The 16,742-nt window shown below is 52.7% G+C and carries 14 protein-coding genes; 13 read left to right on the plus strand and 1 reads right to left on the minus strand.

Features of this window, described 5'->3' with window-relative positions; all coding sequences use genetic code 11:
• The first annotated feature begins 4 nt into the window (after nucleotides 1-4).
• The 11 genes from tssR (at nucleotide 5) to DZK30_RS15715 (ending at nucleotide 12,667) form a co-directional block, all read left to right on the plus strand.
• Complete coding sequence (gene tssR, locus DZK30_RS15665; protein WP_118975075.1) at nucleotides 5-2,446, plus strand: type VI secretion system protein TssR domain-containing protein; 2,442 nt, start codon at nucleotides 5-7, stop codon at nucleotides 2,444-2,446.
• Between the two features lie 20 nt (nucleotides 2,447-2,466).
• Entirely contained in the window at nucleotides 2,467-3,381 is a 915-nt protein-coding gene (locus DZK30_RS15670; protein ID WP_118975076.1) for a lytic transglycosylase domain-containing protein, read from the plus strand.
• A 2-nt stretch (nucleotides 3,382-3,383) separates the two neighbouring features.
• Nucleotides 3,384-3,815 (plus strand): GPW/gp25 family protein, encoded by a 432-nt coding sequence (locus DZK30_RS15675; protein ID WP_118975077.1) that lies wholly within the window; start codon nucleotides 3,384-3,386, stop codon nucleotides 3,813-3,815.
• A gap of 186 nt (nucleotides 3,816-4,001) precedes the next feature.
• A complete protein-coding gene (locus DZK30_RS15680) occupies nucleotides 4,002-4,775 on the plus strand; it encodes an ROK family protein (RefSeq protein ID WP_118975078.1) in 774 nt (257 codons plus the stop codon).
• Nucleotides 4,772-6,778, plus strand: coding sequence for a transketolase (gene tkt / locus DZK30_RS15685; protein ID WP_118975079.1), 2,007 nt, complete (start codon nucleotides 4,772-4,774; stop codon nucleotides 6,776-6,778). The genes DZK30_RS15680 and tkt overlap by 4 nt, the downstream gene beginning before the upstream one ends.
• Before the next feature lie 16 nt (nucleotides 6,779-6,794).
• Nucleotides 6,795-7,250 (plus strand): RpiB/LacA/LacB family sugar-phosphate isomerase, encoded by a 456-nt coding sequence (locus DZK30_RS15690; RefSeq protein ID WP_118975080.1) that lies wholly within the window; start codon nucleotides 6,795-6,797, stop codon nucleotides 7,248-7,250.
• Complete coding sequence (locus DZK30_RS15695; RefSeq protein WP_118975081.1) at nucleotides 7,247-7,870, plus strand: HAD family hydrolase; 624 nt, start codon at nucleotides 7,247-7,249, stop codon at nucleotides 7,868-7,870. Before DZK30_RS15690 ends, DZK30_RS15695 begins: the two co-directional genes overlap by 4 nt.
• Before the next feature lie 2 nt (nucleotides 7,871-7,872).
• Nucleotides 7,873-9,288, plus strand: a complete 1,416-nt coding sequence (gene gndA, locus DZK30_RS15700) for an NADP-dependent phosphogluconate dehydrogenase (protein WP_118975082.1) — start codon at nucleotides 7,873-7,875, stop codon at nucleotides 9,286-9,288.
• A 65-nt stretch (nucleotides 9,289-9,353) separates the two neighbouring features.
• The gene (zwf, locus tag DZK30_RS15705) at nucleotides 9,354-10,871 is read left to right on the plus strand and encodes a glucose-6-phosphate dehydrogenase (RefSeq protein WP_118975083.1); all 1,518 of its coding nucleotides are present in this window, start codon (nucleotides 9,354-9,356) and stop codon (nucleotides 10,869-10,871) included.
• Between the two features lie 31 nt (nucleotides 10,872-10,902).
• Nucleotides 10,903-11,619, plus strand: a complete 717-nt coding sequence (pgl, locus tag DZK30_RS15710) for a 6-phosphogluconolactonase (RefSeq protein ID WP_118975084.1) — start codon at nucleotides 10,903-10,905, stop codon at nucleotides 11,617-11,619.
• 70 nt (nucleotides 11,620-11,689) lie between these two features.
• Nucleotides 11,690-12,667: an ABC transporter ATP-binding protein gene (locus tag DZK30_RS15715; RefSeq protein ID WP_118975085.1), complete on the plus strand. Its 978-nt coding sequence runs from the start codon at nucleotides 11,690-11,692 to the stop codon at nucleotides 12,665-12,667.
• On the opposite strand, the gene DZK30_RS15720 is transcribed toward DZK30_RS15715, so the two are convergent.
• The gene (locus tag DZK30_RS15720; RefSeq protein ID WP_118975086.1) at nucleotides 12,668-13,876 is read right to left on the minus strand and encodes a DUF763 domain-containing protein; all 1,209 of its coding nucleotides are present in this window, start codon (nucleotides 13,874-13,876) and stop codon (nucleotides 12,668-12,670) included.
• A gap of 35 nt (nucleotides 13,877-13,911) precedes the next feature.
• Between DZK30_RS15720 and DZK30_RS15725 the strand changes: the two genes are divergently transcribed.
• Nucleotides 13,912-15,819, plus strand: a complete 1,908-nt coding sequence (locus DZK30_RS15725; protein ID WP_118975087.1) for an AAA domain-containing protein — start codon at nucleotides 13,912-13,914, stop codon at nucleotides 15,817-15,819.
• Between the two features lie 295 nt (nucleotides 15,820-16,114).
• Nucleotides 16,115-16,555, plus strand: a complete 441-nt coding sequence (locus DZK30_RS15735; protein WP_162903137.1) for a hypothetical protein — start codon at nucleotides 16,115-16,117, stop codon at nucleotides 16,553-16,555.
• Nucleotides 16,556-16,742 lie beyond the last annotated feature (187 nt).

Consider the following 16,742-nt stretch of genomic DNA (forward strand, 5'->3'; position numbering starts at 1 on the left):
ACTGATGAGAGCCTTTGCCATCACCGTATTTACCCTGATCAGCGCAGCGATCCCTCTTTGCAGCCAGGCACAGTTTGGCCTGTTCAACAAGAACTACATGGTTATGAAGAACCCCGGAAGCGGGGCCTATAACCTCCAGGATGCCGACCGCAACCTCAGCGACGGCTTACCCATAAGTAAAGATGCCTGGATCGTTTATTCCGACCAATCCAACAATACGACTTATAAAAGTCCCGGCGGCGATGCACCTTTCAAGACGCTGAAATTCATGCAGCCTTGCTATGTAGTGAAGAAAAAGGGTGAGTACGTGGAGCTGGCACAGTACCAGCCGGGTCAGAAGATCAACGGCCGCAAAATATCGAAGAACAGCGCCGACAACCTGGGCTGGATCCATAAAGACAAGCTCTTGCTATGGAGCTACCCGCTGCGCGACGGCAGAACGAAGTTCCCGGTTAAGGCGATTACGGCTTATGATGGCGAAAACGCCTTCAGCTTGCTGCCCAACCATGTATCCGGCGATTCACTAATGCTTTTCGGTAGCCCTTTTCTTAAAAATGAAGTGAGCAAATGCAGCATGGAAAGCATTTTCTACATTTACAAAAAGTCGAACAGCGGTAACGAATACCTGGTAGGCGCCACACCGGTGCTATTTGCCGATAGTGCCGGCGTCACCAAGACGGGCTGGATATCCAAAGACCTTATCAGCGTTTGGGGTACACGATCTGTCTTCATGCTGAACGACCAACCGGCTAAAGGGAAAGAGAAGAAGAGCCAGGAAGCCGGTATTTCCTTTTACAGCGACACGACTTTTCTCAACAGGGAAAAGCGTCTCCTACCCTTGATCCTGGCTGACAACGAACGCCAGGAGGACAACAGCCTTTTGGAAAATCTGTATCCTATCAACGCCTTTTACAGGACAACCAACGGTACCAGCCTTATCAAGACCGCCGTGCTGACCGACGCCCTGGACCGCAGTAAGAACGAAGTATACAATGTATCCGGTAACCGGATCACTTATGCCGAATTTAAACGCATACTGAAAGACAATACCCGCCTGAACATCGTTTTTGTGGCCGACGGTGGCGCTGAGAATGCGAAATACATGAATCAGCTGTATTCGATATTACAAAACCTCGAGCTGCAGCTCAATACTTCAAAATTATTTAAGAAGGTTCGCATCGGCAGTGTGGTCTATAAGGACAATCTAAGGGATTGCCGCAATGCCATTGCCCCGCTTACATCCGATTACAAGAACATCACCGATTTCTGGGCCGCAAATATCCGGCAGGCATTCAGCTGCAACGACGAATATTCGGAGCAGGCGGTATTCAGCGGCCTGGCCGATGCCTCTGAGATGCTGTATAAGAACAAAGGTGAAAGCAATATCATCGTTCTTTTTGGCGGAGCCGGTAACAACCGGGATGGCGGCAGCAACTGGAGCGACGTGATCAGCAGGCTCAGCTATGTAAATGCACGCCTGTTCATTTTCCAGTCGCACAGCCTTTCCGACCCGGCCTATAATAGCTATGTGGTGCAAGCCAAGGACCTGGTGGTACAATCGGCTGCCAATATCGCCGACCTGAAAAAAGAAAAGCTCGTAGATTATACCGCCAGCGTGCTATCTTCCTCCGATTTCTCGCTTATCGCCAGCGATTCGGGCGTATTCAATCTTAATTATCCCAACCAGGCTATGCACCAGGGCTATGTGCTCTTTCCACCCAAGGGCGAAGTGATGCGACCTTCCCTGCTCTCCGCCAATCTGGATAGCCTTATCGTGCAGATCAACCGGGACAACAAGCTGATTGAAGAATCGCTCTACCGCAATTTTCAGGGTATAGGCGCCCGCAATACCAAGGTGGACAGCAAGTATGCATTCAAGTACCCCATGTACTCCAGCAAAACGATTCCCGCCGAGTTCATGCGATCCAATTCGCTGCGCACACAGTCGTTTTATATACCCGCCTGGACCAGTGTTGCCGTTAACGATACCAACCGTTCTTTAAAAACCGGCTTACTGCTGAACGCAGATGAATACCAGCAGCTGATCAACAGGCTGCAAACCCTGGGCGGCAACAAAAGCTTCAAAGGCCGCAATAAAGACGCCATTTACGACCAGGTAACAGGCGCGGTAGCCAAGGCAGTCAAAGAACGGAAGCTAGAGCTGGGCAAACCGGTTTCGGACCTTACCTTCTCTGAGGCGCTCGAAGTAATGACCGGATACCGCTCGCTCGACCCGGTATGGCTGTCGACCTCACTGAAAGCCTTTAAGCATTCCAATGCCATGAACCTGCAGGACGGACAACGGTTTGTGGAAGAAAGCAGCCGCAAGGCAGCATGGTTACGTGATAATATCAATAATAACCAGATCCAGTTCAGCAATAATGGCAGAACATATTACCTGATTACCGAAGATAAGCTACCGGGCGGCCGTACAGGAGCGCTTTAACCATACCTAAAACGAAGACTATGAAAAAATGGCTTTGCCTGATGCTTTTACCCGCGCTGCCATTGGTGGCGAAGGCGCAACGCGATAGCCTGCCCAATCCCCAGCCTGCTGTACTCGCACCCGACAATAAGGTCTTTATCAGGGATTATATGAACCGGTTCCAGCATGGCATGGTCAATCTGCAAAAAGACAAGCAGATACTGATGAGCTATTTCGATCAATCCCTGGCAAAGAATGGCATTCCTAAAGAATTGAAGAACCTTGCCGTAGTAGAGTCGTATCTGGAACGCCGCACGGTCTCACAAGCCGGGGCAGCAGGTCCCTGGCAATTGATGGAAGGTACCGCACGCGGATCGGGGCTTATCGTGAGCGACACACTCGACGAGCGCTTTGATGTGATCAAGAGCACCCGGGTAGCGGTTAACCTGCTCAAGTTCCTGCATAAGAAATATAACGACTGGAACCTGGTGGTTGCGGCCTACAATGCGGGATCGGGCCGCGTAGACCAGGCCATACGGCAAGCCGGCGGCTCTACGATCTATTGGGATGTTGAGAAATACCTGCCCGCCGAAACGCGTTCCCATGTCAAAAAGTTCATGGCGTCCTCCTTTGCCCTCGACGGACGCATCCCGGAGCCGGGCCAGGCAAAGAATACCGCACAGCCGGCCGATACGCTGGCGATGCAGGGAATGCTTACCGAACCCGTCACGGCCAGTTTCCGGCTCGATGTGATCGCCGAAAAGCTCGACCTTACCGAGACCCAGTTGCGCCAATGGAATACCGGTTTTGAATCGGCCCTGGCCAAAGACGGCAATACCCAGCTGGTATTGCCCCGGGATAAAATGCCGGATTTTATTTACCGTAAAAGCGATATCCTGAAGGCTTCGATCGAAAAGAATATTACCGAACCATTAAACCCTGACAACGAGCGTTAGCCATGTATTACAAACTTCCCTTCGATTTCGGCCGCATTATGGAAGGCCAGGATGCGGAACCCAGCTATAACATGGGCGAAAATATCGCGCAGCATATCCAGCTGCTCATTACCACCAAATTGGGCGAGAACCGTTACGACCCCCATTATGGCAATGAGATATGGAATGTAGAGTTTGAAAATTCCATTACCGACTCCCAATGGGAAGAAATGTTCCGGCAATCGGTGGTTAATAGCATCAGGGCCTACGAACCCAGGCTCATTCAACCCGATGCCAGCATTCATGCCGAGCTGGTGGAAAAAGTGTGGCCCATCAAAGACTATACAGAAGTCAAAAAGAAAGTGACCGTGATCGTCAGGGCCGTTCTTGCCGATTCGGGAGAAAAATTCTCTTTCAAGACCGAACTGTTCCTCAGTCCGATGTCCGTCGACTGATGTGACCGGGAACAGTGCCGGATAAACAATATCGATAGCAACCATTTCGCCAATGGTTGCTATTTTTATGGAGCAAAGCAAATCACGGATCATGAAATTAATCATTTGTTACGCTGCCGCGGGGTACAACTTATTTGGCGGCCATCTGTAATTCTTCATACGAGGTTTCAAAAAACTGGAGTACACATGCCCGGAAAAAAGACCGACCATTTACAGATCCTTTCTATCGACATCGGCGGCTCTCATATAAAGGCCGCCCTGCTCAACCACAAAGGCAAGATCGTGCACGACTACGTTAAAGCCGTAACCGTTATGCCCTCAACGCCACAGAACCTGCTGGCTACGATACAAAAGCTGGTGGTAGATTTTCCCTCTTACGATTGCATTTCTGCCGGCTTCCCGGGCTATGTAAAAAATGGTATCGTAATGACTGCACCTAACCTGGGCACTGAAGCCTGGGCCGGCGCTCGCTTCCAGAACATGCTGGAAAAGGCCCTGGGCAAGCCGGCACGGGTAGTCAACGATGCCGATATGCAGGGACTGGGTGTAGTACTGGGCAAAGGCTTTGAGCTGGTGATCACCCTGGGTACCGGCTTTGGAACGGCGCTGCTCAACGACGGCGTGCTGCTGCCCCATCTTGAGCTGGCCCATCATCCTGTCGCAGGTAAGAAGGACTATGACCAGTATATAGGCGACAAGGCCCTGGCAAAGATAGGCCCTGAAGAATGGAACCAGCGCATGATAAGGGTGCTGGCCATCCTGAAGACCGTGATCAATTACGATACGCTTTACATTGGCGGCGGGAACGCACGTAAGATCAGTTTCCCGCTGGCCTCCGACATGCAGATGATCAGCAACCGGGACGGCATCAGAGGCGGTGCACGACTCTGGACGGGTATTCAGCCCGGCAAAAGCAGCCCCTCCCCTTCTCCCGATCCAATAAAAAAGAAAAAGAAATGAGTCAAAACAACAATGCCCTGGAGCAAAAAGCCATCAACACCATACGCACACTAGCCGCTGATGCCGTTCAGAAAGCTAACTCCGGTCATCCCGGAATGCCCATGGGTGCAGCACCAATGGGACACGTGCTCTGGTCGCAGTTCATGCGGTATAATCCCACCAACCCACAGTGGCCTAACCGGGACCGGTTCATTCTTTCAGCGGGACATGGCTGTATGCTGCAATATGCACTGCTCCACCTTACCGGCTACGACATCACTCTCGACGATATTAAAAACTTCAGACAGTTGCACAGCAAGACTGCCGGCCACCCGGAATACGGCCTGGCGCCTGGCATCGACGTCACTACAGGACCATTGGGGCAAGGCTTCGCTAATGGCGTAGGCATGGCTATCGCGCAAAAACACCTGGCCGCAACCTATAACAAACCGGGTTATTCTATATTCGATTACCATATTTATGCCATTTGCAGCGACGGCGACATGATGGAGGGCGTTACCTCCGAGGCGGCATCCCTGGCCGGTCACCTCGAACTGGGCAATATCATCTACCTCTACGACGATAACCATATTTCCATTGAAGGCAGCACCGATATTGCCTTCAACGAAGATGTAGCCAAACGCTTTGAGGCTTATCACTGGCATGTGCAGGTCGTGGAAGATGGCAACGACATCGACGCGCTGGCCATGGCAATCCGCAATGCCAAAGGGGAAACACAACGTCCGTCCCTCATCAAGGTCAGGACGCAGATCGCCTACGGCAGCCCCAACAAGGTAGATACCGCCGGCGCGCACGGCTCTCCCCTGGGCGAAGAAGAAGTAAGGGCGGTGAAAACCTTCCTGGGCTTCGATCCCGATCAGCATTTCTTCATACCGGACGATGTACAGCAATACTACCGTGATATCGGTAAAAAAGGAACACAGCAGGAAACACAATGGCAGGAGCAATTTGAAAAATACCGTAAGGAATATCCCGATCTGGCCGCCGCCTGGGAACGTTCGGCAGCCCATAAGCTACCTGATGGCTGGAAAAAGAAGCTTCCGGTCTTTGCACCCGGCGATAAAAAGATCGCCACCCGCCAGGCCTCCGGCCAGGTACTGAATGCCATAGCGGCCGATCTCCCTGGCCTTATCGGTGGCGCCGCCGACCTGGCGCCATCTACCGAGACCAATCTGAAACAATACAGCTCCTTTGGTCCCGAAGACCGTACCGGCCGCAATTTCCACTTCGGCATACGTGAGCATGCCATGGGAGCGGTATTGAATGGTATGGCGCTGACCCCGGGCATTATTCCCTATGGCGCTACTTTCCTTATCTTTTCCGAATATATGCGGCCACCTATACGGCTGGCGGCGATTATGAAGTTGCGCACGATCTATGTGTTTACCCACGACAGCATTGGCCTGGGCGAGGATGGCACTACGCACCAACCGGTAGAACAACTTATTTCGCTGAGAGCAATCCCCAACCTGACCGTTATCCGGCCGGCCGATGCCAATGAGACCAGCGTCGCCTGGCGCGTTGCCCTGGAACACCTGAGCGGACCGGTAGCGCTGGTGCTTACCCGTCAGGGTCTCCCCGTACTCGACCAGGAACATTATGCCGCTGCCGAAGGGCTGACAAAAGGCGCTTATGTTTTAGCTGAAGCAGAAGGCGAAACACAGCTTATCCTTATCGCTACCGGTTCAGAAGTGTCGCTGGCACTCGAGGTACGGGCAAAGCTGCAGGAGGAAGGGATCGCCGTACGCGTAGTCAGCATGCCTTCCTGGGAACTATTTGAACAGCAGGACAAGGCCTATAAAGAAAAGGTATTCCCCCCTGCCATCAGGAAACGCCTGGCCATCGAAGCAGGTTCGCCACTGGGATGGCGCCAGTACGTTACCGATGAAGGCACTATACATGGTATGACGACTTTTGGAGAATCGGCGCCGGCCCCAGACCTGTTCAAGGAATTCGGTTTTACCGTAGAAAATCTGTATGCCAAAGCCAAAGCATTATTGTAAGCTTATACCGATTTATATGAAGATAGGGATTGCCGCCGATCACGGCGGCTATGCATTGAAAGAGATCATCCGCAACCAGCTTGAAGCACAGGGGCACGAGCTCAGCGATTTCGGCGCTCATACCCTGGACCGGGACGACGATTATCCCGATTTTGTACTTCCTCTGGCACGGGCGGTAGCCGATACGACTGTAGAACGTGGCATCGCCATTTGCGGCAGCGGTGTAGGCGCGGCCATAGCCGCCAATAAGGTAGCAGGCGTACGGGCATCTCTGGTTGCCGAACATTTCTCGGCGCACCAGGGGGTAGAAGACGACGATCTCAATCTGCTCTGCCTGGGCGGACGAGTGACCGGCGAAAGCGCCGCTCTGGAGCTGGTCGGCACCTTTATTAATGCACAATTCAGCGGCGCAGAAAGGCACCGGCGCCGGCTCGAAAAGATACAACGGGTAGAAAACAATTCCGGTTTATGAGCAAGGCCAGCGCAAAAACAATATTTCTCGACATTGGCGGTGTGCTGCTCACCAATGGCTGGGGAAGCGACTCCAGGAAGGAAGCAGCCGCCCGGTTCGGGCTAGATTACGACGAGCTTAATACCCTGCACAATTTCGTGTTCAATGTCTATGAGATCGGCAGCATTACATTGGATCAATATCTCGATACGGTTGTCTTTCATACCAGCAGGCCTTTTACCAGAGAAGCATTCAAAGAATTCCTGTTTGCTTGCTCGCAACCCTTTCCGGAAATATTGTCCTGGCTTAAAGAATGGAAAAAAGATTGCGGCGCCCGTATTATTGCCATCAATAACGAAGGCAAAGAACTGAATGACTATCGTGTGGCGGCCTTCGGATTGCACGATTGTTTCGACGCCTTTATTTCGTCCTGTGAAGTACAGCTGCGCAAACCCGACCCGAGAATATTTCAACTGGCTATGGGTATTGCTATGGCCCAACCGGAGCAATGTATTTATTTTGATGACCGGCCTATGTTGGTTCATGCGGCACAGCAGCTGCACATCCGGGCTTATCATCATACCGATTTCCTTACCACCAGGAATATCCTGGAACAATTCAAAAAAGAAAATAACAAATAATCATGCTTACAGATCAATATGATTTTGGAATGATAGGCCTGGGTACCATGGGGCGCAACCTGCTCCTGAATATGGCCGACCACGGTGTGAGAGGAGCCGGCTACGACAAAGATGGCGATAAGGGCCGCCTGCTGGAGCAGGAAGCCAACGGAACCGCGGTCAAAGGCTTTAGCGACCTGCAGGCTTTTCTGGATAGCCTCAAACAACCCAGGGCCATTATGATGCTGGTGCCGGCAGGTAAGATCGTCGATGAGGTGATCGCCGAACTACAGCCGCTGCTCAGCAAAGGCGATATCCTGATCGATGGCGGTAATTCTTATTTTAAAGATACAGAGCGACGGGTAGCGGCACTGGAACCACAGGGGCTGCATTTCTTCGGCATGGGCATATCGGGCGGTGAAGAAGGCGCCAGAAGAGGGCCCAGCATGATGCCGGGCGGCGATAAGGAAGCCTATCGTGTGATGCAGCCGATACTTGAGGCCATAGCTGCCAAGGTAGATCATGAACCCTGCGTAACATACATTGGTCCGGGAGCCGCCGGCCATTTCGTCAAAATGGTACACAACGGCATCGAATACGGACTCATGCAGCTGATCGCAGAGACCTATGCCTTCATGAAACAAGGCCTGGGTATGGACAACGAAGCCATAGGCAATGTATTTGGCGAATGGAACCGGGGAAGATTGCAATCATTCCTGCTGGAGATCACGGCGTCGATTTTCAGCTACCGGGAAAAGGGCGCAGACCATTTGCTGCTCGATGATATCAGGGACGAGGCCAGGGCCAAAGGTACCGGTAAATGGACCTCGCAGATCGCCATGGACCTTGAGGCGCCCATACCGACCATCGATATCGCCGTATCCATGCGGGACCTGAGCAAATACAAATCCCTACGGGAACAACTATCCGCCAGCTTCGCCAATGCCGGAAGACCGGCCGGAGACAACCGGGAAGCGCAGCTGGCACAGCTCGAACAGGCCTTCTTTGGCAGCATGGTGATGGCCTATACGCAAGGCCTGCATTTGCTGGCAAAGGGTTCGGATGCCTTCGGCTACGAGCTCGACCTTGCGGCTATTGCCAGGATATGGCGTGGCGGCTGCATCATCCGGTCGGCATTTCTGCAAGATATCTACGCGGCTTTTACCAAGGATGCTCAGTTGCCGTTATTGCTGGCCGATACGGCTGTAGCAGCCCAGGTAACCGAAGCAGTACCCGGATGGCGAAAGATATTGGGCGAGGCGATTGCTTCCGGCCTGGCGATGCCGGCTTATGCCGCTTCGTTAAGCTACCTGGATAGTATCAGTAGCGCGCACATGCCTACTAACCTGATACAGGCGCAACGCGACTACTTTGGTGCACATACTTATGAAAAAGTCGGCAGTGAAGGCGTCTTTCATACGCAATGGAGCCAGGGATAGCAACGATCCCACTATTAGCCGTTTAGCGCTTTAATATTCAATCTTTATTCAAAACGATATTGCTTATGAATACCAGCCTGCGATGTGAACCTGTGATCTTCGTGATCTTCGGCGCCACGGGCGATCTTAATCAGCGCAAGCTGGCTCCCGCCCTGTACAACCTGTTTCTCGACGGTTGGCTGCCGGAGCACTTCGCCATCATCGGTACCGGCCGTACGGAACTCAGCGACGATGACTTTGCCGCCACACTACAGGGAAGTGTCGACCAGTTCTCCCGTAGCGGCAAAACGAAGAAGGCCCAATGGGATGCTTTTCGCAAGCACATTTTTTTCCAGGTAGCCGATGCAAAAGATGCAGTAGCTTATAAGCAGTTTGACGATCGTATCGAGCAGCTCAATAACGAATGGCAGGTGAAGGCCAACGTGATCTATTACCTGGCCGTATCCCCTTCTTTTTTCGAAGTAATCGCCACTAATATCCATAAGGCTGGCCTGGCGGCAGAAAAAGACAAAGTGCGTATTGTGCTCGAAAAGCCCTTCGGGCACGATCTGGAGACGGCGCAATCCCTCAACCAGTTGCTGCGGGGTATGTTCAGCGAGCGGCAGATTTATCGCATCGATCATTACCTGGGCAAAGAAACGGTGCAGAACATTATGGCCTTCCGGTTTGCCAACAGCATCCTGGAGCCCATATGGAACCGTAATTATATCGATCATGTGCAGATCTCGGTAACCGAGCAGCTGGGCGTGGAAGAGCGCGGGGATTATTACGACCACTCCGGCGCATTGCGCGATATGATCCAGAACCACCTGTTGCAATTGCTATGCCTGATAGCGATGGAGCCACCTATTAATTTCAATGCCGACGAAGTGCGCGACCGGAAAGTAGGCGTATTGCGTGCCATGCGCACCTTTACACCCGAGGAGGTACGTATGAATACGGTCAGGGGCCAATATTCCGGCGGATGGATGCAAGGCAAAGAAGTGGCCGGCTATCGCGAGGAACCGAAAGTAGATCCCGATTCGAATACAGAGACCTTTGCCGCTATCAAATTTTTCATCGACAACTGGCGCTGGCAGGATGTGCCTTTTTACGTCCGCTCTGGAAAAAGATTGCATCAGTCCGCATCGGTGATCTCGATACAATTCAAAGATGTGCCGCATAAGGTATTTCCTTCAGAGACTATTGAAAGCTGGCAGCAAAACCGGCTGGTGATCAACATTCAGCCGGAAATGAGCATCCGGCTCCAGTTGCAGGCCAAACGTCCCGGCCTCGATATGCTGCTCAATACGGTGGATATGGTATTTGATTACAATGGCACTTATACCACACCTTCTCCCGAAGCTTACGAAACCCTGCTGCTGGATACCATGTTGGGCGATCAGACCTTATTCATGCGCGGCGACCAGGTGGAGGCCGCCTGGGAACTGATCATGCCTATTCTTAGCAACTGGCAGGGCCGCAAGAGTATCAATTTTCCCAACTATGCCGCCGACTCCTGGGGACCCGAGGCCGCAGAGGCACTTATCGCGCGGGACGGATTTCATTGGTTTTCCCTGCCTTCGAAAGCAAAGCAGAAATGAGTATCTTTAGAGCGTAAATCAAACCTAAACCATGACGCTCAATATTTTCGATACCCGACAGGAGGCGCTCGACATGCTTGCCCGGTACTTTGTACAGCTAGCCAACGATGCCATCGAAGAGCGCAACCGCTTTACGGTAGCTTTAGCCGGCGGGCATACCCCGGAAGCTTTGTACGGGCTGCTTGCGGGCGTTTACCGGCAAAAAGTAAGCGACTGGCAGAAGGTTTATTTTTTCTTCGGCGACGAACGCTATGTGCCACATACTGCTCCCGAAAGCAATTACCGTATGGCCCAGGTATCGTTATTGGAACCGCTCTCTATTCCGGGCAACCATGCGTTTCCCGTTAATACGGCTTTGGCGCCGGAAGCCGCCGCCCGGGCCTATCAGCAACAAATGGACGATTTTTTTCTCAGCCATGAGATCCGCTTCGACCTGATATTGCTGGGTCTGGGCGACAATGCCCATACCGCTTCCCTTTTTCCGTATACAGAAGTCCTGAAAGATACACAAGCCGGCGTAAAGGCGGTATGGACCGGCGATGCAAGCGGCTGGCGCATTACCCTCAATGCACCACTCATCAACCAGGCCCGTAATATTGCCTTCCTTGTATTCGGCGCAGAGAAAGCAGCAGCGATGCAGCATACTTTCAACCCGGTTCCCGATAGCGATCAATACCCTGCCCAACTGATCCGGAAAGAACGGATCGCATGGTTTACCGATAAGGATGCCGCCGCCCTGATTCCTTAAGGCCAGGCCCGGCTTTGCTTTTGGACAGCTTCCCGGCTTTTGCTATCTTGCCTTCTTTTCTTATACCCATATGAGACCCCTCTTGCAGGTAGATGGCATTGGCAAGACCATAGCCGGCACCTTCAGTTTACATGATATCCGTTTTACCCAACAACCCAGACAAGTTATTGGTATTGCCGGCGCTACAGGCTCGGGCAAAAGCACCTTGCTGCAGATCATCGGCGGCCTGGAAGAGCCGGACGAGGGCATTGCTTTCTTTGAAGGCGTAAAAATAAAAGGTCCGCTGTACCGGCTGATACCCGGCCAGCCGGGCATTGCCTATCTTTCCCAGCATTACGAGCTGCGCAACCATTACCGTATGGAAGAGCTGCTGGCTTATGCCGATAACCTGCCACCCGGCGAAGCGGAGCACCTGCTGGACCTTTGCCGGGTAAGCCACCTGCTCAAGAGAAAGACCAGCGAGCTATCGGGCGGCGAACAGCAGCGCATTGCCCTGGCCAGGCTGCTGCTTACAGGCCCACGATTGCTGCTGCTGGATGAGCCGTTTTCCAATCTTGACCTCATCCATAAAGGGATACTCAAAGAAGTGCTGCAGGAACTCGGCCGGGAAAAGGGGCTAAGCTATATTGTCGCCTCGCACGATCCCGCCGATCTCTTGCCCTGGGCCGATGAATTGATCATCATGAAAGAGGGAAGGATCGTACAGCAGGGAACGCCGGAGGTGGTATACAGCAAGCCGGAAGAAAGATACACGGCCGCCCTGCTTGGCTCTTATAACCTACTGCAAGAAGCATTAGCGGGGGCTTTATCCGTGGCGCCGGTACCAAAGGGCAAACTACTTTTTCTACGGCCCGAACAGTTGCAACTGTCCGGAGGCAAGGCCAAAGGAGTGCCGGCTACGGTAGTGCAATCGCGGTTCAAAGGCAGCTGGTATGAGATCACGGTGGAAGCAATGGGCCAACAGGTACAGGTATTTTCGGGGAAGCCTGCGACACCGGGTGAGAAAGGCATGCTACAACTACGCGGATCGGTGCATTGGTATCTCTGATCAGAACAGTTCCAGCTGCTGCGCCCTGCTATCAGGCGACTTGGCCCTGCCTTGCACAGTGCGGCCACCATATAGCCAGCTTTGCCGGCGTTCCTCCGCAACCCAATCGTCAAAACGGTCGTTAGGCTCGAATTGCTGTTCCAGCGCGGCGGCTGTCTTACTCAGGCTTTTCAGCGCTTCCTGCCGTTCCGGCTCACCGATTTTCGCCTTGCGAATGCCGGTCTCCAGCAAGGTGATCGTCTCGTCGTATACCTTTTCGGGAACAGGAAAGGGATGGCCATCCTTACCACCGTGGGCAAAGGAGAACCGCGCCGGATCGCGAAAACGGACGGGCGCACCATGGATCACTTCACTTACCAGGGCCAGCGATTGCAGTGTGCGCGGGCCGACACCTTGAAGCAGCAGCAGCGATTCAAAATCCTGCACACCTTGCTCATGAGCCAATGCTAATACGGTACCCAGCCGCTTCATGTCCACGTCTTTCCCACGGACATCATGATGTGCCGGCATGACCAGGCGCCTGATCTCTTCGACCACCTTATCCGGTGTTTCCTGCGTTAGCCCTACGATCGCCGTCTTTGCCTGTGTGGCTTCAATATCTGTAAGATTAAGAATTGTGCCTTGATTGATACCATAGATGCCCTGATGCGGCGCTTCCGTAAAAGATTGCACTGAAGGTGAATGCCAGTGATAACGCCTGGCCAGGCGGTTGCCGGTATTCATACCTTGCTGTACCACGGCCCATTCGCCATCGCCCGTAAGGATAAAGGAATGCAAGTAGAGCTGAAAACCATCCTGGATGGCCGTATTGTCGACTTTGGCCGAGAGCTTGCTGGCCTGTACCAGCTTGTGGGCATCGAGGCCGGTACGCTCTCCGATGGCCGCCAGTTCGGTAGGCGTTTGCAGAGAGTATTTGCCCCGTCCGCCGCAAATATAAATGCCCAGCTCGGCAGAACGCTTATTGAGCGCACCTTTCAGCGCGCCCATTACTGAAGTGGTGATGCCCGAAGAATGCCAATCCATACCCAGCACACAACCCAGCGACTGGAACCAGAAGGGATCGCTTAATCGGCTCAACAAGGCACTTCGCCCATACTCCATCACGATCGCCTCCGATATCGCACCGCCCAAACGGCTCATCCTCACGGCCAGCCATTGCGGCACCTTCCCGTAATGCAGCGGCATATCTGCATAACCACTTTTCGACATACTGCAAGTTACAGAATTGCCGGTTACCTTTGCGTATGGATTATTTCAAAAGGCTTCGCGCCTTGCTGCAGCTGGAACAGGATGAAGACCGGCAGGCTTACCTGAAGCTCACGGCCACCGCTTCTGCTGCTGAGCGGCGTAATAACGGCATTACCTGGTACCCGATAGCCATACGCGATACCGAGCTGGGTCGCGGCGATTACCTTACCGTAGAAGTAGAACGGACCACCCATACCGATATCAGCCACCAGCTGCGCAGCGGTATGCCCGTAGTATTGTTTTCCAACCATGACCCGCAACGGGACCGGGAAGAGGGCACCATCACCTTTCTCAATGGCAACCGCCTCAAAATAGCCTTGCGTACCGACGAGCTCCCCGATTGGAGCCGTAACGGCAAACTGGGTATTGATCTGCTCTTCGACGACAACAGCTACGAGGAGATGGAGCAGGCGCTAAAGCAGGCGGAAGCCCTGGCCGGCAACCCCAAAGAAGGTAAACTGGTACAGGTGCTCACGGGCCAGAAAGCGCCGGCCTGGTCAGAAGACCTGGCCGTAGCACCTAATCAGCGCCTGAATCCGTCTCAGCAGGAAGCCTTGCAGAAAATCCTATCGGCGCAGGACCTGGCCATCGTTCACGGCCCCCCAGGTACGGGCAAGACTACCACACTCGTACAGGCGATCAAAGCGCTGCATGCCCGGGATCAAAAGCAGATCCTGGTCGTGGCGCCCAGCAATGCTGCCGTAGACCTGCTGAGCGAAAAGCTGGCCGATGAAGGGCTGAAAGTGCTGCGTGCCGGTAATCCCGCCCGCATTTCGCCTCGCCTGCTCAGCCTTACGCTCGATAGCCAGGCCGCCGAAGACAGCCGCATGAAAGACATTAAAAAGCTAAAGAAGCAAGCCAATGCCTTTCGCGATATGGCGCATAAATACAAGCGGCAATTCGGAAAGGCCGAGCGGGAGCAGCGGAAAGCCTTATTCGATGAGGCCCGCAAGATCATGAAAGAAGTGGAGCAGACCGAGCAATACATCTACGATAGTCTTATTGCCCGGGCACAGGTGATCACCGCCACGCTGGTAGGCGCCAATCACTATTCGATCCGCAACCTGCGCTATCATACCGTCGTGATCGACGAAGCAGGACAGGCATTGGAGCCTGCCTGCTGGATACCCATACTCAAGGCGGAAAAACTGGTGATGGCCGGTGATCATTTCCAGCTGCCGCCTACCATCAAATCGATAGAAGCCGGAAAGCAGGGACTCAACGAAACCCTGATGGAGCGCTGCGTGCAGCACTATCCCGAAGCGGTGACGATGCTGGAAGAACAGTACCGTATGCACGCCAGCATTATGGGCTATTCGGCCCAGGTGTTTTATGGCGACCGTCTGAAAGCACATGCGTCGGTGGCCGGGCATCTGCTCGAAGGCGATGCTTTGCCCCTGGCCTTTGTCGACACCGCCGGCTGCGGCTTTGAAGAAAAAGCCGAAGGCACGAGCCTGTCCAATCCGGAAGAGGCGGCCTTTACCCTCAAGCACCTGTCGCAGCTCGTGGAGCAATTGCATGCTTACTACCCGGCAGATCAATTTCCATCTATCGCGGTGATCGCCCCTTACCGGCAACAGATTGAGCAATTGCGGGAGCTGCAGCAGCATTATCCTGCGCTGGTATCGCTGGGCGAAAGGCTTTCCGTCAATACGGTGGACAGCTTCCAGGGACAGGAACGCGATATTGTGTATATCAGTATGACCCGCAGCAATACGGACAATGCGATCGGCTTCCTTGCCGACACAAGACGTATGAATGTGGCCATGACCCGGGCCCGCAAAAAGCTGGTAATGATTGGCGACAGCGCTACCCTATCGATCCTGCCGTTCTATGCCGACCTGATTTCCTATGCCGAACAGATCGATGCTTACCAAAGCGCCTGGGCATTTTCAGATCTTTAGCGTTCACACAACGGTGTTTAAAGCGAACTGTTTTTTCCCGCAACGGGGCAGCGTAGCGGAGTACATCAGGAAGATAGAACGAAGTATTTTGTATTGTCCGAAGCGCGTTTATTTTTCTCGCAGCGAGGCGGCGGAGCGGTGCATTGAGACGATAAAGCATTTTGTATTATCCAAAGCGTATACTTTTATTGCCACAAAGAGGCGCAAAGTAAGAACGAATAAGTGGATAAAGATGGCGGATTAATATACGATCCCATGCTATAATGAGCAGCAGTACCAATTAAAATACGATCACATGAATCAACTTATCCCGGATCATCTCTTCTCTTTGATCAAGGAGAAAAACGAAACGGCAGCAACAAGGATAAAAAGCTTTATCAATAAATATTCGCATGGCACCACTACAATAGGTGTAGGCGCTTCCATTGCCAATTATGATCATTCTTTATCTTATATACTTGAGGCTTATCCACCTGATCACGAGGGCGAGGAGTATGGCATTTCCCTGGGCATCGACCTCCAGGAAAAGGATGGTATAATTGAAGGGGATTGCTATATTGCAAAGGAAACAGGACCTTTTATCCTTTCGCCCAAAACATTTATAGTAACGGAAGACACCGATATCGAGTTGCTTCTGATCACGCTGGATGAATGCTACCATGTATTTGAGCTGATTTTAAAAAACTATCTATTCGACGCAGACGATTACAGGTTTCAATATAAGAACAGGTGGTAGCACCGTACAGAGCGAAATATTTCCTGTCTCCAAAATGCATAACACATGAACCTTTCTGAGCATAGCCGCTAATGATAACTATTTAGAACTCGATAATTTTCGTGGAAATTTTTGACGGGCTTCGGCGCCGTTCATCCGGCAAAAATTTTGATCGCAAGTCTGAGTAGTGAGACGTAACCAAGTACTT

This window comes from Taibaiella koreensis (genome assembly GCF_003545715.1).
Classification (GTDB): domain Bacteria; phylum Bacteroidota; class Bacteroidia; order Chitinophagales; family Chitinophagaceae; genus Taibaiella; species Taibaiella koreensis.